This is a genomic window from Pseudoalteromonas sp. ND6B, assembly GCF_000764215.1.
In the GTDB taxonomy this organism is placed as follows: domain Bacteria; phylum Pseudomonadota; class Gammaproteobacteria; order Enterobacterales; family Alteromonadaceae; genus Pseudoalteromonas; species Pseudoalteromonas tetraodonis.
The window spans coordinates 13,989-35,931 of record NZ_JQFL01000055.1 but is presented as its reverse complement, the minus strand read 5'-3'; the positions used below and the strand labels follow the sequence as shown (position 1 = coordinate 35,931).

21 protein-coding genes are annotated in these 21,943 nt (G+C 43.0%); 12 read left to right on the top strand and 9 right to left on the bottom strand.

Annotated elements, in window-relative coordinates; translation table 11 throughout:
• Positions 1-82 precede the first annotated feature (82 nt).
• The 3 genes from ND6B_RS06780 (at position 83) to tnpC (ending at position 2,333) form a co-directional block, all read left to right on the top strand.
• Positions 83-424: a hypothetical protein gene (locus ND6B_RS06780; RefSeq protein ID WP_008467385.1), complete on the top strand. Its 342-nt coding sequence runs from the start codon at positions 83-85 to the stop codon at positions 422-424.
• Entirely contained in the window at positions 421-771 is a 351-nt protein-coding gene (gene tnpB, locus ND6B_RS06785; protein WP_016899347.1) for an IS66 family insertion sequence element accessory protein TnpB, read from the top strand. The genes ND6B_RS06780 and tnpB overlap by 4 nt, the downstream gene beginning before the upstream one ends.
• 80 nt (positions 772-851) lie before the next feature.
• Positions 852-2,333, top strand: coding sequence for an IS66 family transposase (gene tnpC / locus ND6B_RS06790; protein WP_016899348.1), 1,482 nt, complete (start codon positions 852-854; stop codon positions 2,331-2,333).
• A 384-nt stretch (positions 2,334-2,717) separates the two neighbouring features.
• Here tnpC and recG read toward each other — a convergent pair whose 3' ends face one another.
• From recG to asnC, 3 genes are read right to left on the bottom strand one after another with little or no spacing between them, the layout of a single operon-like run.
• Complete coding sequence (gene recG, locus ND6B_RS06795; RefSeq protein ID WP_033103762.1) at positions 2,718-4,799, bottom strand: ATP-dependent DNA helicase RecG; 2,082 nt, start codon at positions 4,797-4,799, stop codon at positions 2,718-2,720.
• 57 nt (positions 4,800-4,856) lie between these two features.
• Positions 4,857-5,543, bottom strand: coding sequence for a tRNA (guanosine(18)-2'-O)-methyltransferase TrmH (trmH, locus tag ND6B_RS06800; protein WP_024601822.1), 687 nt, complete (start codon positions 5,541-5,543; stop codon positions 4,857-4,859).
• A gap of 41 nt (positions 5,544-5,584) precedes the next feature.
• The gene (gene asnC / locus ND6B_RS06805; protein WP_033103761.1) at positions 5,585-6,043 is read right to left on the bottom strand and encodes a transcriptional regulator AsnC; all 459 of its coding nucleotides are present in this window, start codon (positions 6,041-6,043) and stop codon (positions 5,585-5,587) included.
• A gap of 185 nt (positions 6,044-6,228) precedes the next feature.
• On the opposite strand from asnC, the gene asnA reads away from it, so the two are divergent.
• Positions 6,229-7,224, top strand: a complete 996-nt coding sequence (asnA, locus tag ND6B_RS06810; protein ID WP_013466066.1) for an aspartate--ammonia ligase — start codon at positions 6,229-6,231, stop codon at positions 7,222-7,224.
• Between the two features lie 33 nt (positions 7,225-7,257).
• Here asnA and ND6B_RS06815 read toward each other — a convergent pair whose 3' ends face one another.
• The 5 genes from ND6B_RS06815 to gmk form a co-directional block, all read right to left on the bottom strand.
• The gene (locus tag ND6B_RS06815) at positions 7,258-8,862 is read right to left on the bottom strand and encodes a DUF342 domain-containing protein (protein WP_013466065.1); all 1,605 of its coding nucleotides are present in this window, start codon (positions 8,860-8,862) and stop codon (positions 7,258-7,260) included.
• A 147-nt stretch (positions 8,863-9,009) separates the two neighbouring features.
• A complete protein-coding gene (locus ND6B_RS06820; protein WP_013466064.1) occupies positions 9,010-9,402 on the bottom strand; it encodes a RidA family protein in 393 nt (130 codons plus the stop codon).
• Between the two features lie 12 nt (positions 9,403-9,414).
• Positions 9,415-11,520, bottom strand: a complete 2,106-nt coding sequence (gene spoT, locus ND6B_RS06825; protein ID WP_013466063.1) for a bifunctional GTP diphosphokinase/guanosine-3',5'-bis pyrophosphate 3'-pyrophosphohydrolase — start codon at positions 11,518-11,520, stop codon at positions 9,415-9,417.
• Positions 11,521-11,647: 127 nt separating this feature from the next.
• Positions 11,648-11,923, bottom strand: coding sequence for a DNA-directed RNA polymerase subunit omega (rpoZ, locus tag ND6B_RS06830; protein ID WP_008108220.1), 276 nt, complete (start codon positions 11,921-11,923; stop codon positions 11,648-11,650).
• A gap of 125 nt (positions 11,924-12,048) precedes the next feature.
• On the bottom strand, positions 12,049-12,669 hold the full coding sequence (gmk, locus tag ND6B_RS06835; protein ID WP_033103760.1) for a guanylate kinase: 621 nt from the start codon (positions 12,667-12,669) through the stop codon (positions 12,049-12,051).
• A 439-nt stretch (positions 12,670-13,108) separates the two neighbouring features.
• On the opposite strand from gmk, the gene ND6B_RS06840 reads away from it, so the two are divergent.
• A complete protein-coding gene (locus tag ND6B_RS06840; RefSeq protein ID WP_001011876.1) occupies positions 13,109-13,399 on the top strand; it encodes a helix-turn-helix domain-containing protein in 291 nt (96 codons plus the stop codon).
• Positions 13,389-14,738 (top strand): type II toxin-antitoxin system HipA family toxin, encoded by a 1,350-nt coding sequence (locus ND6B_RS06845; RefSeq protein WP_000008700.1) that lies wholly within the window; start codon positions 13,389-13,391, stop codon positions 14,736-14,738. The genes ND6B_RS06840 and ND6B_RS06845 overlap by 11 nt, the downstream gene beginning before the upstream one ends.
• A 319-nt stretch (positions 14,739-15,057) precedes the next feature.
• Here the strand turns inward: ND6B_RS06845 and ND6B_RS06850 are convergent, their stop codons facing one another.
• On the bottom strand, positions 15,058-15,372 hold the full coding sequence (locus ND6B_RS06850; protein ID WP_000381861.1) for a helix-turn-helix domain-containing protein: 315 nt from the start codon (positions 15,370-15,372) through the stop codon (positions 15,058-15,060).
• A gap of 478 nt (positions 15,373-15,850) precedes the next feature.
• On the opposite strand from ND6B_RS06850, the gene ND6B_RS06855 reads away from it, so the two are divergent.
• The 6 genes from ND6B_RS06855 (at position 15,851) to ND6B_RS06880 (ending at position 21,885) form a co-directional block, all read left to right on the top strand.
• Positions 15,851-16,093 (top strand): helix-turn-helix transcriptional regulator, encoded by a 243-nt coding sequence (locus tag ND6B_RS06855; protein WP_001070199.1) that lies wholly within the window; start codon positions 15,851-15,853, stop codon positions 16,091-16,093.
• On the top strand, positions 16,080-17,825 hold the full coding sequence (locus tag ND6B_RS06860) for a DUF927 domain-containing protein (protein WP_033103759.1): 1,746 nt from the start codon (positions 16,080-16,082) through the stop codon (positions 17,823-17,825). The genes ND6B_RS06855 and ND6B_RS06860 overlap by 14 nt, the downstream gene beginning before the upstream one ends.
• A 246-nt stretch (positions 17,826-18,071) precedes the next feature.
• The gene (locus ND6B_RS06865; protein ID WP_200882086.1) at positions 18,072-18,356 is read left to right on the top strand and encodes a hypothetical protein; all 285 of its coding nucleotides are present in this window, start codon (positions 18,072-18,074) and stop codon (positions 18,354-18,356) included.
• Positions 18,357-18,388: 32 nt separating this feature from the next.
• The gene (locus tag ND6B_RS06870; protein WP_033103757.1) at positions 18,389-18,721 is read left to right on the top strand and encodes an HVO_A0114 family putative DNA-binding protein; all 333 of its coding nucleotides are present in this window, start codon (positions 18,389-18,391) and stop codon (positions 18,719-18,721) included.
• Entirely contained in the window at positions 18,711-19,973 is a 1,263-nt protein-coding gene (locus tag ND6B_RS06875; protein WP_033103756.1) for a DNA cytosine methyltransferase, read from the top strand. The genes ND6B_RS06870 and ND6B_RS06875 overlap by 11 nt, the downstream gene beginning before the upstream one ends.
• Positions 19,960-21,885, top strand: coding sequence for a hypothetical protein (locus tag ND6B_RS06880; protein ID WP_033103755.1), 1,926 nt, complete (start codon positions 19,960-19,962; stop codon positions 21,883-21,885). Before ND6B_RS06875 ends, ND6B_RS06880 begins: the two co-directional genes overlap by 14 nt.
• Positions 21,886-21,943 lie beyond the last annotated feature (58 nt).

Sequence of the window (21,943 nt, the reverse complement as noted above, 5' to 3'; positions counted from 1 at the left end):
GTAAGCGTCTAGCGAACCACACCTAGCATCGATGTTCTGATTATCTAAAAATACCTGCTCAATGATAAATTCGGAGCAGGTGATGAAAACTTACAGAACAAGCGCACAGTGGCAGCAGCTTTTGCTGAAACGCAGTACGTTTAGTGGTACTAATATTGAATTCTGCCAACACCATAATGTCGCTATTACGACTTATTATAAACAACGTGCTTTACTGGCAAAAGACCAGCCTAATTCCACCTTGCCAGTGCACACGCAGTGCCTTACATCATCACGTTTTGTCCAGGTAAAACAAACTACTGAAGTCTGCGCGCAAACTCGTCAAAATACGCTGCAGTTTGATACGCTAACCGGCCAACTCACGTTTCCTATCGATTTAGCGACGGCCGATATCGTTGCCATTATTAAAGGGCTAACGGTATGAGGATGTTCGTTGATGTACCCACCGTCTATTTATGTGCCGATGCCGTTGATTTTCGAAAATCAATTAATGGTCTGGGGGCGTTGGTGGAAGCAGAGCTTGAACTACCCGTGCTCAGTGGTGCGCTATTTGTGTTTTGTAATAAAGGCCGTGACAAACTCAAACTGCTTTACTGGGATAACACCGGTTTTGCACTGTGGTATAAGCGATTAGATAAGCATAAGTTCAAATGGCCCAAACTCATGTCACCCACCATGACCTTAAGCGAGCAGCAATTACACTGGTTATTATCGGGTTATGATGTGATTGGACACAGTAAAATTGATGTCGCAGGTAAGCAAATGCTTTAATATTTGCGATCGATTGATGATCATCAAAGTGAGTTCAGTTAGCACTGCAAAGCCTTTGATGATGCCTTAAAATAGGCGTCATGAAAAATGAACTCGCCCTTAAACAGCGCATTGCTGAACTTGAAAAACTGTTAGCGCAGAAGGATGCCCAGATTGCGGCATTGGAAGAGCGCTGGAACTTGGCCCAACAAAAACAATTCGGCAAAAGTGCTGAAGGCTTTGCCGGGCAAGGCGAGTTATTCAATGAAGTGGAAGAAATTGTTGAGGAAGTTGAGGCAGAGCAACAATCCATTAGCTATACCCGTAAAAAGCCGGTGCGTAAGCCACTGCCAAAAGACTTACCTCGTGAGCAGGTTATTCACGACATCATCGACAAAACCTGTGATTGCTGTGGCGGTGAGCTACATAAAATGGGTGAAGATAAGTCAGAAAAGCTTGAGTTCATACCCGCTAAAATCAAAGTGATTGAGCATATTAGGCCTAAATACGCCTGCCGTCACTGTGATAAATCCTCAACTCAGACACAGATTAAACAAGCCTCAATGCCTGCCATGCCCATCAACAAAGGCATTGCAACCAGCAGTTTGCTCAGTCAGCTTATCACCAGTAAATACCAATACGGGTTACCGCTGTATCGCCAGGAAGCGATGTTTAAGCAATACGGTATTGAACTCAGTCGACAGACCATGAGCAGCTGGATAGACAAATCAGCCTCACTCTTCGCGCCATTAGTTGAACGGCTTAAAGCCGAGCTGTTAAGGCAACCCACGCTGTTTGCCGATGAAACGCCATTAAAGGTGGTGAAATCGGACAAAGTAAACAGTTACATGTGGGTGTATTGCTCGGGTCGAGATTCACCAGACCCGAATAATCCCATCCCTAATATCGTACTTTACGACTTCCACAATAGTCGCGCGGCCGCCTGCGTGGTCAATTATCTTGATGGATATCAAGGGTACTTGCACGTGGATGGCTATCAAGCCTATGCCAGAACAGAGGCAACCTTAATTGGCTGCTGGGCGCATGCTCGTCGTAAATTTATCGACGCGAAAAAGCTACAAGGTAAAAACAAAACCGGCAAAGCGGATGTGGTATTGAGCCTTATCCAAAAACTGTACGGCGTTGAGTCACGCATCAAAGATAAAAGTGTGGATGACAAATATACGGCAAGACAAGAGGTTAGCCTGCCTATTCTTAGCAAGCTAAAAATATGGCTTGAGCAGGATCAGCCAAATTTAGTGGGGAACAGCAAACTGATAGAGGCAGCTAATTACCTGGCAAATCAATGGCACAAGCTCATACGCTATGTTGATGAAGGCCGACTTAGCATCGATAATAATAGAGCAGAACGCGCGGTAAAACCGTTTGTGATAGGCCGAAAGAATTGGTTATTTAGCCAAACGGCTAACGGTGCCCATGCTAGTGCCACCCTTTACAGCATTGTGGAAACCGCCAAGATAAATGGTCTAATCCCATTTAATTACATCTGTGCTTGCCTTGATGAACTGTGCCAGCCTGAGCCCGATATCGACAGCTTGTTACCCTGGAATTTTAAAACATAGGTGTAGTTCGCTAGACGCTCACAGTGAAAACGCAGGTGAAAGGTAAAAGGCATCAGGTAAAAGGAAAATAATAAGCGCCTAATGCCGACTCTATACATTTGCTATATGGCTCTCTACCGCTGTGGGCACTACGACATCACCAGGCTCCAAATTGAGAAAGCCAGACTAGCAATAGTCGGGCTTTTTTACGTCTGCGGAAAAGTAAAAACGTAGGTGAAAGGCATCAGGTAAAAGTAAAAGAATAAGCGCCTAAAGACTACTCTAACGCTGTGGACGACACTACGATACCTTGCAATAGAAGGCCTGAGAATAAAGGCATTATGAAAATATATCCGTTTGGAGTAAGTCTGGATGATGAAGTGAAAAGTAAAGTTTAAAAACCGACTATGCTTGTGCGTAGTTTGATTTATTACCTAACCAGCGGTGAATAAGAGGGTCTATATGCTGAGGGTATTGCTTAAGCATTTGTTGTGCGATGGGCCTTACTTGATTGAGTGTTTGTTTATCGCGTGTTAAATCAGCGATTTTGAATTCGGCTAAACCGGTTTGTTTAGTTCCAAGTACTTCACCTGGGCCGCGTATTTCTAAATCACGCTCTGCTATAACAAAGCCATCGTTACTATCGCGCAGTACTCCTAATCGCTTCTGTGCAGTCTGAGAAAGTGGTGCATGGTATAAAAGAACGCAATGCGATGCGGTTGCCCCACGTCCTACACGGCCTCGTAATTGGTGAAGCTGTGCTAAACCTAAGCGCTCTGGGTTTTCAATAATAATTAGGCTCGCATTGGGGACATCAACACCGACCTCGATTACGGTTGTTGCGACAAGTACATGAATGTTCCCCGTTTTAAACTCACTCATAATGGCTTGCTTTTCAGTGGCTTTCATTCTCCCATGGACTAAACCAATATTAAGTTCAGGTAAGGCTTCTTTTAATTGTAAAGCACTGTCTTCAGCTGCTTGGCATTGTAATACTTCAGACTCGTCTATAAGAGTACATACCCAGTAAACTTGTCGACCTTGTTCATTACAGGCAAGTTTCACTCGACTAATGATGTCATCTCTGCGGGTATCAGGGATGGCAACAGTGGTAATTGGTGTTCTTCCTGGTGGTAATTCGTCGATCACTGAGGTTTCTAAATCGGCATAAGCAGTCATCGCGAGCGTACGTGGTATAGGTGTTGCTGTCATTACTAGTTGATGTGGATAACAATCACCAAAGCGCCCTTTTTCACGCAGTGATAAACGTTGATGAACCCCAAAGCGATGTTGCTCATCAATAATGATAAGTACGAGATTGTTAAATTTTACTTCATCTTGAAATAAAGCATGGGTACCCACAATCATCTGCGCTTCACCAGAGGCGATCATTGCAAGGGTATTAACTCGCTCTTTTCCTTTTGTTTTACCGCCTAGCCAAGCAACCGATATTCCAAGGTTTTCAAACCAGCTGGAAAAGTTAATTCCGTGTTGCTCTGATAATATCTCTGTTGGCGCCATTAATGCGACCTGATAGCCTTGTGCTATCGCAGTTAAGGCGCTCAGGGCTGCGACTAATGTTTTACCAGAGCCTACATCCCCTTGGACAAGTCGCATCATAGGGTAAGCGTGTTGCATGTCTGTTTTAATTTCTGATACTACACGGCTTTGTGCATTGGTTGGCGCAAAGGGTAATTGTGCTAGAAATTGCGCTTCTAATGGATTAGTGGGCTCAAGGGCAATAGCTTTAACTTGTTGTCCTTGCTCTCTTACTTTTAAGAGGCTTAGATTTTGAGCCAACAACTCTTCAAAAACGAGCCGTTGTTGTGCTGGGTGAGTCCCTTGTTCAAGCGCAATTATATCAACATCATTAGGGGGGCGATGCAGTAGCAATAACGCATCACTTAACGGTAGTTGCGATGGTTGCCATTGTTGAGGTAGTAGCTCTTCTACTGCGTATTTTTGAAGCAATTCTATTGCCTGTTCACTCAACGCCCTGATAGACAGTTGCTTTAAACCTTCGGTTGTTGAATAGACTGGCGTAAGTGTTGATGATGTTGGTTGCTGTTCAAAAGTGTCGCTAATACTGTATTCAGGATGACTCATTTCAAAGCCAACACGTCCGCGACGTATTTCGCCAAAACAGCGAATTATTTTACCCGCGCTAAATGCGTTTTTTTGTGCTGCGGTAAAATTAAAAAATCGTAGAGTTAACCTACCTGTCCCATCATTTATTTGGCAAACCAGCATACGCCTTTTACCAAAGGTAATTTGGCTTGTTTCAATGGTTGCTTGAACCGTTACATGGCTATGTGCGGTAAGCTCACTAATAGCATAAATACGCGTTCTGTCTTCATACCTTAGCGGTAAATGAAAAAGCATATCTTGCACTGTGGTGATGCCTAGCTTTAAAAGTCGTTCAGCCATTTTAGGGCCTACGCCTTTAAGTTCTGTGATTGGGTATTGGCTTAAGCTAGGTTTAGACAAAGTAGGCTCAATTATTGTTATTTAGTGAGTTAAGTGTACTTATACACTGTATATGCATCAAGTATGTTTTAATGCCTGCCAAAATTGTTCATCCGCAACGATTTCGCCATGCTCATCAAGTGCGGGATAAGGTAAGTTCTTTTGCTTACACTGCCTTGCAATAATTGGGTGGCAGCCTTCAAAATACATTGGGTGTTTTATTTCTTCACTCAGCATATTTCTATTATATAACCCAGCTAACTCACGTTGACGTTGTGCTTCGAATAAGATTAATGCTGCTGCAACGGATACATTTAACGATTGCACCATGCCTTGCATTGGAATAATAATGTTTTGATCTGCATATTCGAGCGCTTTTTCTGAGATCCCCGTTTTTTCTTGGCCGACAATAATTGCAGTGGGTTTAGTGTAATCAATTTCTCTAAAATCGACGGCATCTTCACTTAAATGAGTTGCCAAAATTTGTACATCAGGGTTATGAGCACGGATACTGGCTGCGGCATCATCTATATTTCTGTGAAGGTGTGTGTCTAACCAGTTCTTACTGCCACCTGAGGTATTATTGGTTAGCCACTTTTGCTTTTCTGGCCAGACTGCATGCACATGATGGCAACCAACAGCATCGGCCGTTCTGACTATGGCAGATAAGTTATGGTGTTTATGTACGTCTTCTAAACACACGGTAAGATCGGTTTGACGACGTGAAAGTACACTTTCAATTCTTTGATAACGAGTTTGCTGCATGGGAGTCCTCTTTTTCGGCAAATTATACGAGATTTTTCACCTTAAGGCACCACTGTTCGGCTAATCGGATTTTGTAATGAGATCAGGGTTTCGGTTGACTGAATAGCTTCTATTGCTTGTATTTTATTGATCAATACATCTTGTAGATGATCGATCGAGTGAGTCATTACTTTAATAAAAATACTGTAATTACCGGTGGTGTAATATGCTTCAACAACCTCTTCTAATGATTCAAGCTTAATCAGAGTTTGTGGGTAGTCTCTGGCATTATTTAAATTAATGCCGATAAAACAACATACATCGTAGCCAAGCTGTTTGGTACTAATGGTTAATTGGGTACCTGTAATGATCCCCGCTTGTTTCATTTTTTCAATCCGCACATGAATTGTTCCTGCACTGACACCGAAACGCTTTGCTAATTCAGCATAGGGTGTACGTGCATTATCCATTAATGCATGCAGAATCTGTTTGTCTAGATTATCGATTTGATAATTTTCCATAGGTTTAGTTGCTTTGTATTATTGTATTTAATGTTTTTATACCATTTTTTTAATGATTTTAATATCGTAAAGCTATTTTTGTTATGGGTTATTGAATTAAACCGTTTAATTGTTACGATAACCATATTGAAGCGCTACTAAGCGCTGAGTCGCCAATACAATAACTGGGAATGAGGCCAATTATTATGAGTTCACACTATGTGCAGCAGCAGCAGCAAATAAGTAAAGTTAAACAGTTTTTTTCACAGCAATTAGAGCAAAAGTTAGGCTTAATTGAAGTACAGGCACCTATTTTAGCTAAAGTAGGTGACGGTACTCAGGATAACTTAAGTGGACACGAGAACGCTGTTGCGGTGAATGTTAAAGCCATTACAGATAGCCGTTATGAAGTCGTGCATTCGTTAGCAAAGTGGAAACGTAAAACTTTGGGCGAGTATGGTTTCTCTAAAGGTGAAGGAATTTACACGCAAATGAAAGCGTTGCGACCTGATGAAGATTCATTAAGTCCAATCCATTCTGTGTATGTTGATCAGTGGGATTGGGAACAAGTTATTTGTGAAAGTACGCAGCGTTCTTTATCTACTTTGAAGCAAACGGTTGAAACTATTTACCAAGGTATTAAAGCTACTGAGAAATATGTTAGTGACAGCTTTGGTTTAACACCATTTTTACCCACAGAGATTACTTTTGTACATAGTGAAGCATTACGTAAAATGTACCCAGATTTTACAGCCAAGCAGCGTGAAAAGGCGATTACTCAAGAATATGGCGCTGTATTTTTAATTGGTATTGGGGGAGCATTGAGTGATGGCAAAATTCATGATGTGAGAGCGCCAGATTACGACGATTGGTCAACCCCGACATGCGAGCAGTACATGGGATTAAATGGTGATATTTTAGTATGGAACCCAGTGCTTGAAGACGCTTTCGAAATCTCATCGATGGGAATTCGTGTAAGCCCTGAAGTATTGCAAACTCAATTAAGTATTACGGGAGACGAAGACCGTTTAGAGTTTGACTGGCATAAGGCATTGCTAGAAAGTAAGCTTCCACAGACAATTGGCGGTGGTATTGGTCAATCTCGTTTAGCGATGCTGTTATTACAAAAACAACATATAGGGCAAGTGCAGGTAGGTGTGTGGCCAGCGCAAACCTATACAAGTGTAGACGGTTTACTATAAAAAGTTGGGGCTGTTACTAACAGCCCCTTATTATTAAGTTTTAAATTCAATTTCTATTTTATTATTTTCTAACTTAACACTACTCGGTGGGAAGTTACGGGTCGTTTTAAGCAGTTTATTGAAGATATGGATCTCTACACCCGAATGTAGAACGCTATTCACAGTCAACATGGCTTCATCGAGTAACGTATTCAGTTTTTGCTCTAAACCTGCTACCTGCTTTTCTAATTGTTCTGCTTGCTGACTATGGTGTAGCTGCGTGGTGCCAATTTTATTTATGAGTTCATTTTTTTTATCTGCATCTTTAATTAAATCTGCTTTTTCTAAAGCCGCTTGTAAACTATCAACTTGTTCATTTGTTGCTGTTAGTTCACTAAAAGATTTATCAATCTCTTTGGTCATTTCAGTGGCTGAAGCCGCTAAATTAATTACCATTTTAGCACCAGATTCATTACCTATCTCGCCGGCAATCAGTTTAGTGGCATCTAGAATTTCACCCCCAAATAGCTTTCCTTTAGGTAACTCTGATTGACCAATTTGTATTGTACTCTTTGCTTTCATTGAGCTGTGGCTAGCTTGACGTTCAAGCAGAATGTTATTAGCTTCAATGTAACAATATTGAGAGTGTGAGGCATGGACATCGCCTGCGCATATTATTCTACAAGACAGTGATTTATCTTCAGGCTTTTGATGGCCAATTACCCCTTGTTTTACAGTTATATCGCCTCCTGCGGTTAATTCGCCAGATTCAACCGTACCAAAAACGGTAATGTCGCCCGTTGCATTAATACGCATTCCTGGCTCTACATTTTTACTCACTATCACACTGCCTTCAAAGTCGATATGCCCTGTTTTTACCGACACATCGTTGACAGTAAAAATATCGTCAACACGCATGCCATTATTTATTTCAACCGGCACGCCAGCAATCGTAGAGAGTAATTCCATCGGATTATTTTTTGAGATTTCAGTGCCCTCACCTGCAATTAGAGTATGAACCTCTCCGGGTTTTGCAGGTAATACATCGCCTAACACGGTAAACCCTTCTTGGCCTGGTGTAGCGGGTTGTTGCTGTACTAGTAACTCACCTGGTTTTACACTTGCTAACTTACCAAAGTCACGCATATCTACACTGCCATCTTCTTTTAATTTAGGGGCTTTGAGACGATCTTTAAGTGTTTGAACCATTGCGTTAAATTTAGTTGGTTTACCGTCTATAGGTAAGCGCCCTTTGGCGAGTGGACCACTGACTACGGAGCCAGGTGGGAGTTCAGATTGCTTTTGTAAAAGTTGCTCTAAAAATGCTTGCTTATAACCTCTTGCGACGTGCGCTTTAACTAATTCTTTTTTAGCTTCATCAAAACTCAGTGTTGCTCCCCCTTTAGCAAGAGTGAGCGTGCCCGTGGCTAGCATTTTATCATCACTTATCTCCACGCTTAAGGTGGCATCATGACGTGTTGCAACAACTAAGATACGTTCAGGTGTTGCACTGCTGAAATAGTTATTTATGGCGTCATGATTGATTTCACACTCGCTGTAAGGCGATTGTTCAATTGCTTCAATGATAAAAGCAGCACTGGCGGGTGCAGATTTACTCGTATCGAGCAATACATTGCCATTATGAGCAAGCTTAAACACAAGTTATCCTTTTCTACTACTAAAGTAAGGTTTAATTAAATAACGTGATTACAGAGTGCTAGAATTTTAGTTTTGAGTCAAGAATTCATCAAAGTGTAGTTACAGATTGGAATAAAAGCTATGAGCGGCGCTCATAGCTTATAGAGGTTAGTTTGTTGAAGGAAGTTCCATGATGCCGTCTATTTCTACTTGTACACCTTTAGGTAGTGCACGAACGCCAATAGCAGCGCGAGCAGGATAAGGCTGTTTAAAATATTGGCTCATTACTTCGTTAACAATGGCAAAATTTGAAAGATCAGTAAGGTAAATATTTACTTTTACTAAATCTTGAATGGTGCCGCCAGCTTCTTCACAAACCGCACAAATATTTTTAAATACTTGGTGTGTTTGCTCGCTAAAGTCTTCAGATATAACGTCCATTGTTTCAGGGACAAGTGGAATTTGCCCAGATAAATAAACCGCTGTGCCCACTTTTACTGCTTGGCTGTATGTGCCAATCGCTGCAGGTGCTTTATCCGTTGATATAAATGCTTTATTCATGATGTTCCTATTTTATTTTTTACGATAGACTTTTTGTACATCCGGCATCACACGTATACGACGCATGATATTAGCGACGTGGATACGGTTTTTAACTGTGATCCCTAAGTCTATCACGTATAAATTACTTTCTTTTTCATCGGTAGCTATTTCTACAATATTGGCCTGTGTAGTGGCGACCACATTGGTTAATTTAGCCAGCGCACCTTGGTGGTTAATAATTTCTACTCGTAAAGCCGCAATGTATTCTTTTTCTGGATTATCATCCCATTTTACGACTAGGTATTTTGAACGATCATTTTCCCAGCCACGAATGTTCTTACACTCTTGGCGATGAACTGTTAAACCTTTACCCTGGCTGACGTGAGCTGTAATAGCGTCTCCAGGCACTGGACGACAACATTTTGAATAATTAACTAACATACCTTCAGTGCCAATAATGGTCGCTTTTGCACGTTTAGCAATATCGTTTAAATCATCGTTATCGTTTTGTAATAAGCGTTTGGCAATCAGCATGCTCATTAAATTACCTGAGCCAATTTCTACCAGTAGCTCTAAGGTTGAAGAGAGTTCATGCTCCTCAAGCACTCGCGTAATATTTTCAGCTGGCAGGTTATCAAACTTGTTTTCACCTAGGGCTGAATCAAGTAAGCGACGACCTAATAATAATGCTTCTTCATGCTGTTGGCTTTTAAGGTAGTTACGTACGCCCAGTCGCGCTTTACCAGTAACAATAAAGTTAAGCCATGTTGCGTTAGGATGAGCGCCTGAGCTAGTAATAATTTCTATTGTTTGCCCAGTATCAATGGCTTTACTTAAAGGATAAGGTTTACGATTAACGCGTGCGCCTACACAAGTATTACCAACATCAGTATGAACGGCATAAGCAAAATCGACCGCAGTCGCGCCCATTGGCAGTTCAACGATGCGACCATCTGGGGTAAAGACATAAATTTCTTCAGGGAAGAGTTCGGTTTTAACGTTTTCAACAAACTCAAATGATGATCCCGCACTTTGCTGTAACTCTAGTAAGCTTTGCATCCATTGGCGAGCACGCTGCTGCGCAGTGTGACCCGCATTGTCACCAGACTTTTTATACATCCAGTGAGCCGCGACTCCTTTGTCTGCCATGTGATCCATATCGTGAGTACGGATTTGGATTTCAACAGGAATACCATGCGGGCCAACCAAAGAAGTATGAAGTGATTGATAGCCATTAGTTTTTGGCACGGCAATATAGTCTTTAAAGCGGGTTTCAATTGGCTTATATAAGTTATGAGCAACGCCGAGTACGCGATAACAGGTGTCCATAGAATCTACCGCAATACGAAAAGCGTAAATATCCATGACTTCGTTAAATAGTAACTCTTTGTTGAGCATTTTTTTATAAATACTGTATAGATGCTTTTCACGGCCTGATACGGTGGCCTTTATGCCAGACTCCTCAAGGCGTGCTTCAATTTCTGTTTGAATATTTGAAATAACTTCTTTGCGATTTCCACGCGCTTTAGCCACTTCAGATTTAAGTGCACGATGACGCATTGGATACAGCGCTTGAAAACCTAAGTCTTCTAGCTCATTTTTTATATCGTGAATACCTAAACGATTAGCAATCGGCGCATAAATTTCTAGAGTTTCGCGAGCAATACGGCGGCGTTTATCAGGGCGAAGTGCGCCTAATGTTCGCATGTTATGCGTTCTATCAGCCAACTTGATTAAAATAACCCGAATATCTTGGGTCATTGCCATAATCATTTTTCGATAGTTTTCAGCTTGAAACTCTTTTTTATCTTTAAAGCTTAACTTATCAAGCTTGCTCACACCTTCAACGAGTTCAGCCACCGTTTCACCAAATATTTCAGCTAAATCTTGTTGGCTAAAATCGGTATCTTCAATCACATCGTGCATTAGTGCTGCCATGAGCGTTTCATGGTCAAGGTGCATGCTAGCTAGTATCTGAGTTACTTCAACGGGGTGAGTAATGTAAGGTTCGCCACTTGAGCGAGTTTGACCTTCATGGGCCTCTCGGGCTACCACATAGGCTTTTTGGACTAGCTCAACATCGTCTGCTGGCAAGTATTTTGAGATTTTCTTTTTAAGACCTTCAAAAAGATACATTCACACTCCAATGTTCTCGTGAAGCAAATAAGTTAGGATAAGTTACGAATATACGATGAAAACAAAGGATTGCCAACGGCTATAGTTGAAATACTATGCCGTTAGCTAAATCAAACCGGGCGGTTGATTATTGGTTGCCACCAACAATGGCAGCAACAGCAGCTAGTTCTGCCGCTTCTTGGTGTTGTTGTTCTTCACGATCAATAACATCCATTGAAGAATTATCAACTAAACCAAGTTCGATTTCACGTAAAGCAACAACTGTTGGCTTATCGTTCTCAGGATCTACTAGTGGGTCTTTACCACCAACAGCAATTTGGCGGGCACGACGGGCCGCAACTAAAATTAAGTCAAAACGATTACCAATTGCATCTACTGCATCTTCAACTGTTACGCGAGCCATCTTAGCACTCCAAAATAATTTAAAAGCAAAGGCGTAGTTTACTGCACGCAGCAGGTTTCGCCAATAGCCAGTGGTTAATTTTTATCTGTTTTAGGGCATGAACACCTAATTAATCTTAATTTAGATTATTTGAGTAGCTCATTAATTAAAGTTTGATGACGCGTTGTTTGCACTTTTAGCGTTAATCGCTGTGCAATAACAACACTTTCTATCTCACTTAAAGCAGTATCAAAATCATCATTCACAACAACAAAGTCATACTCATCGTAATGAGAGGTTTCTGATTGAGCTTGTGCCATACGCCCGGCAATAATTTCAGCTGAGTCTTGGCCACGGTTATTTAAACGTTGCTCTAACTCTTGCTTTGACGGCGGTAAAATAAAGATAGTTTTTACGTCTTTCATTATTTCTCGAACTTGGCGAGCACCTTGCCAATCAATATCTAAAAACACATCAATGCCAGCGGCGAGTTGCTCTTCAATAGCTTGCTTAGAAGTACCGTAATAATTGTCAAATACTTGTGCCCATTCAAAAAAGTCATCTTTGGCAATTAGTGCCTTAAACTCATCAACCGATACAAAATGGTAGTGTTCCGCATCATTTTCACCAGGGCGCGGTGCGCGGGTAGTGTGCGATACCGATACTTTCATATCAGCATGTTTTTTCAGTAATGCATTTATTAAGCTCGATTTACCCGCCCCAGAAGGCGCAGATAAAATAAATAAGTTTCCGCGAGAGTGTGCCATTATTTTCTCTATCTAAAAATAAACAGGCTCGAACTATAAACAGCTCAAGCCTTCAATTATTATATTGTACTTTATTTAGCTAATTATGCTCAAGTGAGTGGTAAAGCCAAAAAAAGTTACTCAATATTCTGGATCTGCTCATTGAGTAGCGGGTTAGACCCTAACAAAATCAATGGTTTATCGAAAAGAAACCGTTCAAAAATGCCTGTTTGCCCACCAAACTGCCCACCACTTGCCTATGGCTTTTACGAAATCTTAGTGGTTAGCAATGGAAAAAAAGTGCCGTTTTTTTGCTGCTGTTAGTACTTAAAAGTAGCAGTTTTGAAGGGCTTTATCGAGTAATTTTTTCAACACTCTACGCACTGATGGATATTATAGTATCCAAGTTCTGTTTTATTTCGCTATAATGGATATAACTGTATCCACTTGGTCTTTGCGGATGAATTTTACCTTACTTGATGATACCGATGTAAGCCAAGCTTATGCGGCTTATTTACGTGAGTTACGCAAGCAGGCAAAGCTGTCGCGCGCTGCATTGGCTGAGCGAAGCTGTGTACCTGCGGCCACCATTAAGAAATTTGAGCTGACCGGGCAAATTTCATTTCGTCAATTGCTGTTGCTATGGCAGACACTTGATTCGCTAGATAGGCTTTATCAGCTCACGCAACTTAGCAAAGAACGCGCTGCTATACCCACGAGTATTGATGAGGTGCTAAAAGATGAGTTTTAAACCGATTCAGAAGCTTAATGTTACTCGTACGCTAAGCTCAGGTGAGCAGATATCTGTTGGAGTCTTGGCGCAGAATCGGCAAGGCGTTTTTTTTCAGTATACTGACGACTATTTGCAGCAGTTTGGCAATTTATCACCGTTTACCTTGCAAGCGAATACGCTAGTTCAAGCCGCACCTAAAGCGCCGCACCAAGGTGTACATGGCGTATTTGGAGATTGTTTGCCCGATGGCTGGGGCATGTTGTTACAAGATCGTATTTTCCGGCAAAAGGGCATCCTACCTAATCAATTAACGGCGATGGATAGACTGGCCTTTGTCGGTGATAAAGGCATGGGAGCGCTGTCTTTTTCTCCGGTGTCTGAGTTTTCAGCCACGACATACGCGGACATTGATTTAGCAACCTTGGGCTTAGAAGCACAAACGCTGTTCGATGCTTCAATGTCAGATTATATGGACGACAACCATGATGAGTTAGATGGGCATACTCAACAGGTGTTGGCCGCATTAGTCGCCGGAGGTAGTTCGGGTGGGGCCAGACCTAAGGCACAAATTTATATGCCTGCTGGGGAAACTCAGCATTGTCGAACCTTCGCTCAGCTTGGAGATGAGGCTTGGCTGGTGAAGTTTACCTCTAAAAATCTCGCACTTGGCCATGAAGAAGGTTTGTGTGAGGCGGTTTATTTACAAATGGCTGAACAAGCGAAGTGTCAACCACCAGTTTGGCAACTCATTGAAGCACCACCTACAAGCGGTGCGTCTGCTTGGTTGGCGCTTAAGCGTTTTGATTATGTCACTGAACAGGCCGACTTAGGCAGAAAGCGCAGTGCAGGTCGATTGCATATGCACAGCGCTTGCGGGCTGCTGGATGCAGACTTTCGAACGCCAAGTTTAGATTACATTGATTTAATTAAAGCCAGCCGTCAGTTGTGTAAATCGCCAGCGGCTGGACAGCTGCAATTTCGCCGTGCCGTTTTTAACCTGCTGTCGTCTAATCAGGACGACCACAGTAAAAACTGGGCGTTTTTGCAAGCGGATGACGGTCAATGGGATCCTGCCCCTTTTTACGATGTTACCTACAGCCCACATCCATTCAACGAACACGCCACTGCGTTCGGAGGTTATGGTAAAGCGCCACCGCTTAAGGTGATGCAAAAACTTGCTACCAGTGCTGGCTTTGCGAATTGGCATGATGCAAGGCAAGTCATTGAAGAAGTCGCAGAAGCCATCAGCCAATTTACGTATCTGGCACAGCAGCAAGGGATCAGTAAAACAACAGTGTCTGCGATTGCTAAGACATTGGATCAGCGCAAACAGGAAAATGCAGCGCTTTTTCAATGAAAGTAAAACAAACTTTTCAATTCACAATAAATACAAGGTCTACAGATTGTTACCCATAAAGTCACTTTGTGTAGACCTCCAATCTCTGCATTCCCCCGTTCGGTAAAACGCATAGACGAGTACTCAGCTTGTATTGCGCACTTTTACGCGCATAAAAGTGCGGAATTTTACATTTTTATGCGCATAAAAGTGTAAACGGGTTCTGGTTGAGTATAAATCAGCCCCTTAATAGCTATCTTTCTTCTTTGAAGCTGGCTGGCATTGTTTGCCAAGTTTTAGCGATGTGGACATGAGCAAATGCTATAAGAATATGACGCCCTTATTTTTTATTTAGCAATTGGATGTCTTGGATCTTTCTTCCCAGCTCGTCATCACGGGCAACCTTGGTTAGGTCGTCTAACAAGCCTAGGACTGCCAAAACCTTAACGTAGTGACCAAGTGAAACGGAAGGATCACCTTTTGATATTTTACGCAGTGTTGGCTTAGAAATCCCTGTCCTACTATGCATCATTTCTTGAGTAATGCCGCGTCTCTTCATCGCCAATGTTAAGTTTTCGCCCAAGATGTTTAACATCTTCCTTTGTCTAGGGAATATGACCGCAGTGCGTTTTGATTTTGGCTCGACAGTATCCATAATGAAACTATGTTTTCTTAAATCTTAATTTAGTGAAATTATAGTTTCACTTTTATCTTCAAGTTGTAAAGCAATAAATTGCCATCTCTCGAAGTAAAGTGAGCCAAGACCTGAACAGGTCATGTCGATTTTTTACTGTTTTTTCGACATGACTTTCTTGTGTGTCGATACACTCGACATATCAACACTCAATCCATACGACTCACCAAAACTGAGTTTTGAGTAGGAAACTTCAAAGCAGTACGCCATCCCTTGGGCTTTTGGGGCAGTCTGGGCAAAGCCTTAATTCACGCCACTTAGCAATACGCTAACCCTGCCCACAGGGTATTTATGACTTGGGGCATTATGTAAATTCTGGGGCAAGTAGCTACTTGTACCCTCAGAAAGCTGCACGATCTGGGCATTTATCTGCCTACTGCGTCCGTTTAGCACTGGCAAACTCCTAACTGAACTTAACAGAACAGTGAGGAAGCAAACAATGAACCCAACTACACAATCACCCACAAACACAGTACCCCCTGCGCGTCAGCAGCGGATTTTGCGTTTGCCCGAGGTAAAGGCCAAAACAGGTTTTGGCCGCAGCACCATTTATGCCCTGATGGCCAATGGTGAATTTCCCCGTTCCATCCGCATTGGCGCGCGTGCCGTGGGCTGGTTAGAAAGCGATATCGACCAGTGGATTGAAACCCGCCGTATCGGTGCTGCTTATGGCCGTGGATAAAGCATCAGCATCAAACCCGTTACCTGCCAGTGAGATGCATAGCAACGCGCCAACATTACCGGCTGGTTTTGCCTATAACGCGCAAAACTGGCTGGTGATGCAACCGGCTGGGCAAGATAGCCCAGTTAAAATCTGCTCTTGGTTGCAAGTGGCCGCCCGCACCCGCGATCCGCAAGGGGATAACTACGGTTATTTATTGCACTGGTTAGACGATGACAATCGCCATCGCTATTGGGCCATGCCCGCAGAACTCTTAGCCGGAGACGGCAGCGAGTACCGTCGAATTCTACTCAGCCGAGGCATGCGGCTTAGTAACAGTGTCAAAGCGCGGCAGTTGCTCTCGCTGTTTATTCAACAAATGGGCGAACTGGCCACGCAAAAGGCCATTAGCGTGAACTGCATTGGCTGGCATCACCACGCTTATGTGCATCCGCGCCTCACCTTTTACCCCTGTGAACACAGCAGCAACAACCCGCGTATGGTGCTGCAAACCATGCACCCGATAGAAGGCTTTATTCAACAAGGCAGTAGCGACACTTGGCGGCAGCACGTAGGCCTTTATTGTCTGGATAACCCGCTATTAATTGTTGGCGTTTGTGCTGCACTGGCTGCACCTTTATTGCATTTGTGCGGGGTGGATGGTTTTGGTTTACACCTCTACGGTGCCAGCAGTACTGGCAAAACCGCGGCGCTGTATCCGGCGTTATCAGTGTGGGGCGAGCCTAATCAATTGCGCCATAGTTGGCGTGCCACGGCCAACGGTTTAGAAGGCACAGCATTAGCGCATAACGATGCCTTGCTGGCGCTCGATGAAATGGGCGAAGTTGACCCAAAAGAGGCAGGCGATGTCGCTTATATGCTTGCTAATGGCCAAGGTAAAACTCGAGCAGGCAAATACGGTGAAATGCGTTTACCCGCCCGTTGGCGTTTGGTGTTTTTATCCACTGGCGAAGTGACGCTTGAAAGCCATCTGGCCAGTATCGGCAAGCGCGTAAAAGCCGGCCAGCAAGTGCGAGTGATTGATCTCAGTGCCGATGCTGGAGCGCAAATGGGCGTGTTTAACCAGAGTCATGGTATGAACGCCGCCGATTTAGCCGATCACCTAAAACAGCAAAGCCGCCAACATTACGGCAGCTTGGCCTTGGATTGGTTACGGTATTTAACGCAGCACAGCGCGCAGGTACGACCCGTTTTCCAAAACGTACGCCAACGCTTTTTAGCCAGCTTACCAACCGAGGCTGACGGCCAAGTGCGCCGAGTTGCCGAAAAATTTGCCTTACTGGCCAGCGCAGGCCTGTTAGCCATTCAAGCCGAAGTACTCGATTGGCCATCCCAAAGTGTCGAAGCCGCCTGTTTAAGCCAGCTTAACCAATGGATACTTGCTCGCGGTGGTGTAGCCGCCAATGAAGATCAACAAGCCATTCGCCAGGTGCGCAGTTTTATTGAGCAACATGGCGAAAGCCGCTTTACGCCCAAACAAACCGGTTACAGCAGCCAAGTACGCCAACGCGCGGGTTGGATAGATACCAGCGGCCCACAAACCCTCTACCTGTTCTACCCAACTGGCTGGCGTGAAGCCACCGAAGGCCTCAGCCCAGATCGCGCCGCCAAAGCACTGATGGCCGCAGGCTACCTAGTCCCCGATGGCAACCGACCACAGCGAAAAGTCAGCCTGCCCGACAACACCCGCCCACGCATGTACTGTGTTAAAGGCAGTATCTTGGATGACTAAAGAGGCGATGAATTCTGTGTAGGCTTGTCGCCTTGCAGTGTACCGCCAGTCAACCTAAGGGCTGGGCGAGGTATAAAGTCTAAAGCCGACAACACCGCTAGTGTACTGGTTGTGTACTTACTGTAATTGGCCATTGCCATTGCACTGAATGGTGGAAAATAATCTTGTGATCTAATCAGTAGATGATAAGATATGGTTTATGTATAAATGTACAGTTATGAGGGGCGCATAATGGAAGAGCTTAAATTGGGTTTCAATTCTAACGATATACCTACAACGCTGGTTAACAATACATCGCCAAACGATGCTTGCACGTCGTTCTACTTTCGTCAGGATGGTGAGTACTATCTGCTTTGGGTTGAGCACCAAAATGTTGAGTATCGAGAGAGTGACGACTTACCAAGATATGCCATAAGCTGCGCCATTAACGAAGGGGATGATGAAAATCCCGAAATTTATAGCGACACATCCAAAAACGATATTTTTAGATCCGATGACGTTAAAGACTTGATCGCTTATTTCCATTCTTAGGTTTCATCTTCAATTTTTGTCAGTAGAGATATATGGAAAACCTCAAACAATCGCGCTGCGTGATTGGCATTAAAGGGCAAACGCCCGACCCCGATTTCCCCGTTGATATCTGGTTCGACTCGCTGAAATCGGTGGCCAATGTGCTGTCGAAAGAAAATCAGCAGTTGTTAAAAGTAATCGCCGAACAACAGCCACAATCGGTCACTGAGCTGGCCATGCTCACTGGTCGAGCGGTCAGTAATGTGTCGAGAACACTGAAAACATTGGGCAAGTACAACTTGGTTGAAATGCAAAGTACAAAAACCATGCTTCGCCCTATAGTCATTCATCAAGAATTTTTAGTAGTAGTTAATAATGAACAATAAAACCAACGTCCTTCTGAAAGCAGAAGAAATTATTAAGCCCTTAGCACTTGAGCATGTGCCACAAGACAGTGACGTTGAAGCGGTAATTGACCAATGGTTACACGCCATTGCGACTGATAGCCAGTTTTACTGCAAGCCAGATATCAGCAAGCCAGAACAGCTCAAAGAGAGTGTAATCAGCCTGCTACAGCAAAATAGTTTATACACAACGCGTAACGCGTTCTTTAATGATGTGTTTGGTGCTTTAAAGCTAAAACCTGACTTTGATGCTAAGTTTCGTTTTATCGACTTATTCGCAGGGATCGGTGGAGTTCGACTCGGTTTTCAACAAAATGGCGGTGTTTGTGTATTTTCTTCCGAATTTGATAAGCATGCCCAGCAAACCTACAAAAATAATCATGGCGAGATTCCATTTGGCGATATTACAAAGATCCCCGCGAATGAAATCCCTGATCATGACGTTCTTTTGGCTGGCTTCCCATGCCAACCATTTTCGCATGCAGGCCTTAAACTAGGGATTGAAGATACCCGAGGTACTCTATTTCATGACATAGCCAATATTCTAGAAACGAAAAAGCCTAAGTTTGCGTTGCTTGAAAATGTGAAAGGTTTAATTAGCCATGATAAAGGCTATACGCTCAAGGTTATTTTAAAAACGCTAACCAAAATGGGATATAGCTGTAATATTCCTAAAAGTGTTATTGAGCATGGTTCTACAAAGGAAATTCAAGCCTTAGCCAAAGAAATGGTTCTGAAATCAGTGGACTTTGGAATACCGCAGAATAGACAGCGCATATACATAGTTTTATGGCGTGATGGCGAAGTTAAAAGTTTTGAGTACCCAAAACCACTAGGCATTGAAGTTAAAGTTGGTGATAAGCTTGAGGAAAACCCAGATCCTAAATTAACTATTTCTGATAGATTATGGGAAGGCCATCAACGTAGAAAAATCGAAAACAAAAAAAATGGCAAAGGCTTTGGTTTTGGTTTAGTTACAGAAGAATCCCCTTACACCAATACTATCTCTGCAAGATATTACAAAGATGGTAGCGAAGTATTGATTGCTCAGGTTGGAAAAAACCCTCGGAAGATTAGCCCAAGAGAGGCTGCACGATTGCAAGGTTTTCCAGATGAATTTGAACCAAGCACTTCAAAAGTACAGGCTTATAAACAATTCGGAAATAGCGTTACTGTTAATGTAATTGATGGATTAGCTAAAAAAATCAGGAATATATTAGATGGCATTAATTGATTTAAGTGAGAAGTTTAGAGAAATCAGAAGCTCAGTTGAAGGAGTCAACTTTACTGATGTTAAGCTAACAGAAAAATTCAAGAATGAATATGAGCTTTATCTAAATGAGAATAAGGCAAATGGTTATTCTAAAGTTGAATTTGCTGAGTTTTCTACCAAAATTACAACATCAACTGGTAAAGCTATTTTTATCACTAACTTTTGGTTCTATATTGCTGCAGAGCTTTCTAATTACTTAGATGGTCTATCACAACAAAAAAATATTTTTAAAGATATATATAAGGATACAGATCTTCAACAAGCTGCCGTCGCTCTAAGAGATGGAGTTTCCGAGCAAGAAAAAAGCAAGATTGAAAATTATTTCAGCTCAAAGGGTTATACAAATGATGATCTTGAGTGCTTTTTATCATTCGTATCGGATTACAAAAGTTGGGGAGGAGGTAAAACAATAGATCGCAATGATTACTACGTATCCCCATTATTGCAGGCTGGCAATTTGTTGGCAGAAACGCAAAGTGCAGTAGCTGAAATAGCAAAGCAACTGTCTGAAAACCCAGCACTAAAAAACTCATTTAAGCCCATATTCACACCTAAAGTGCAAAAATCAACGGAAACTCTTTTGAGTAATAAAAGTTGGGGATGCTCAACTTTATCCAAACCATTCCTCCTTCTCGCTGGTATCTCTGGTACAGGTAAAACCCGCTTTGTGCGTGAGCAAGCAAAAACATCAAAGCAGTTTGCAGAAACCTATTGCTTAACCTCGGTGCGTCCCGATTGGCATGAGCCGAGTGATTTACTCGGATATATTTCACGCCTAAATGGCGCTGCTGAATACATCACTACCGATGTATTGCAGTTTATCGCCAAAACGTGGCGTGCCATTGCTGATAGCGGCTTAACCGTTGAGATGCAAGAAAGCGAAGTCCAAGGCGAGCGTTTAGTCGTAGCAGGTGAACGTGATGAGTTAGATAAGGTGCTGCCTTATTGGCTGTGTTTGGATGAAATGAACCTTGCCCCTGTTGAGCAGTATTTTGCTGATTATTTGTCGGTACTGGAAACCCGCGAATGGTGTTGGAGAGGCGATAGCTTTACCTACAGCTGTGATGCGCTATTAAAACCCGCCACCATTAAAGAAGTTGCTGATAAAGAAAAACTGCGCAAAGCACTAGGCTTTGAGAACAATGAAAATAAAAATTATGACGAGCTTTGGCAATTGGTTTGCCAATATGGTTTAGGTATTCCGTTTAACCTGCTTGTTGCAGGCACGGTGAATATGGATGAAACCACCCATGGCTTTTCACGCAAAGTGATTGATCGTGCGCTGAGCTTTGATTTTGGCGCGTTTTTCCCTAACGATTATAACTACTTTTTCACTCCAACCAGCTGCAATAAACGCCTTAGCTATCCTATTTGGTCAAATGCCAGCAAAGCGGATTTAGCTGATACTTTTGATGCGGATGGCACAAAAACGGTTGCGTTTTTATCGGCCGTTAATGCCGTGCTAAAAAATACCCCGTTTGAGTTGGCGTTCCGTGCGCTCAATGAACTGCTGCTTGCGGTTGCCAGCAGCCAACCACAAGATGACCTGACCCTAAAAGCCGTATGGGACGACTTTATGATGTGCAAGGTCCTGCCGCGCATCGAAGGCGATACCGACAAGCTGACGACATCAAATCGCAAGGATTTACTGGAAGAACTTAGCGCTGTGCTGGCTGCTCAGTTAGCCCCCATTTGGTTAGTGTCTGACACAGACGAAGGCAGTCAACGCCCTGACTTGTATCGTGAGAAAATCGTGGCCGATGGTGCTACTGAAGATGAGAAAGTACTGCGTATACCTTGCCGTTCAAAAGCAAAGTTGCAGTGGATGAGCGAGCGATTAGCCAGTGCCACCTTTACCAGTTTCTGGCCTTAATGGGTTGGTGTTGTTTGATGCTTTTTGCAATGAATGCAACCCATAAGCAGAACCCGTA

Excerpts from the sequence above, each read along its gene's own strand:
- ND6B_RS06780 (WP_008467385.1), top strand. The coding sequence starts at position 83 with ATGAAAACTTACAGAACAAGCGCACAGTGGCAGCAGCTTTTGCTGAAA.
- tnpB (WP_016899347.1), top strand. The coding sequence starts at position 421 with ATGAGGATGTTCGTTGATGTACCCACCGTCTATTTATGTGCCGATGCC.
- tnpC (WP_016899348.1), top strand. The coding sequence starts at position 852 with ATGAAAAATGAACTCGCCCTTAAACAGCGCATTGCTGAACTTGAAAAA.
- trmH (WP_024601822.1), bottom strand. The coding sequence starts at position 5,543 with ATGCAGCAAACTCGTTATCAAAGAATTGAAAGTGTACTTTCACGTCGT.
- asnC (WP_033103761.1), bottom strand. The coding sequence starts at position 6,043 with ATGGAAAATTATCAAATCGATAATCTAGACAAACAGATTCTGCATGCA.
- asnA (WP_013466066.1), top strand. The coding sequence starts at position 6,229 with ATGAGTTCACACTATGTGCAGCAGCAGCAGCAAATAAGTAAAGTTAAA.
- ND6B_RS06820 (WP_013466064.1), bottom strand. The coding sequence starts at position 9,402 with ATGAATAAAGCATTTATATCAACGGATAAAGCACCTGCAGCGATTGGC.
- spoT (WP_013466063.1), bottom strand. The coding sequence starts at position 11,520 with ATGTATCTTTTTGAAGGTCTTAAAAAGAAAATCTCAAAATACTTGCCA.
- rpoZ (WP_008108220.1), bottom strand. The coding sequence starts at position 11,923 with ATGGCTCGCGTAACAGTTGAAGATGCAGTAGATGCAATTGGTAATCGT.
- gmk (WP_033103760.1), bottom strand. The coding sequence starts at position 12,669 with ATGGCACACTCTCGCGGAAACTTATTTATTTTATCTGCGCCTTCTGGG.
- ND6B_RS06840 (WP_001011876.1), top strand. The coding sequence starts at position 13,109 with ATGAATTTTACCTTACTTGATGATACCGATGTAAGCCAAGCTTATGCG.
- ND6B_RS06845 (WP_000008700.1), top strand. The coding sequence starts at position 13,389 with ATGAGTTTTAAACCGATTCAGAAGCTTAATGTTACTCGTACGCTAAGC.
- ND6B_RS06850 (WP_000381861.1), bottom strand. The coding sequence starts at position 15,372 with ATGGATACTGTCGAGCCAAAATCAAAACGCACTGCGGTCATATTCCCT.
- ND6B_RS06855 (WP_001070199.1), top strand. The coding sequence starts at position 15,851 with ATGAACCCAACTACACAATCACCCACAAACACAGTACCCCCTGCGCGT.
- ND6B_RS06860 (WP_033103759.1), top strand. The coding sequence starts at position 16,080 with ATGGCCGTGGATAAAGCATCAGCATCAAACCCGTTACCTGCCAGTGAG.
- ND6B_RS06870 (WP_033103757.1), top strand. The coding sequence starts at position 18,389 with ATGGAAAACCTCAAACAATCGCGCTGCGTGATTGGCATTAAAGGGCAA.
- ND6B_RS06875 (WP_033103756.1), top strand. The coding sequence starts at position 18,711 with ATGAACAATAAAACCAACGTCCTTCTGAAAGCAGAAGAAATTATTAAG.
- ND6B_RS06880 (WP_033103755.1), top strand. The coding sequence starts at position 19,960 with ATGGCATTAATTGATTTAAGTGAGAAGTTTAGAGAAATCAGAAGCTCA.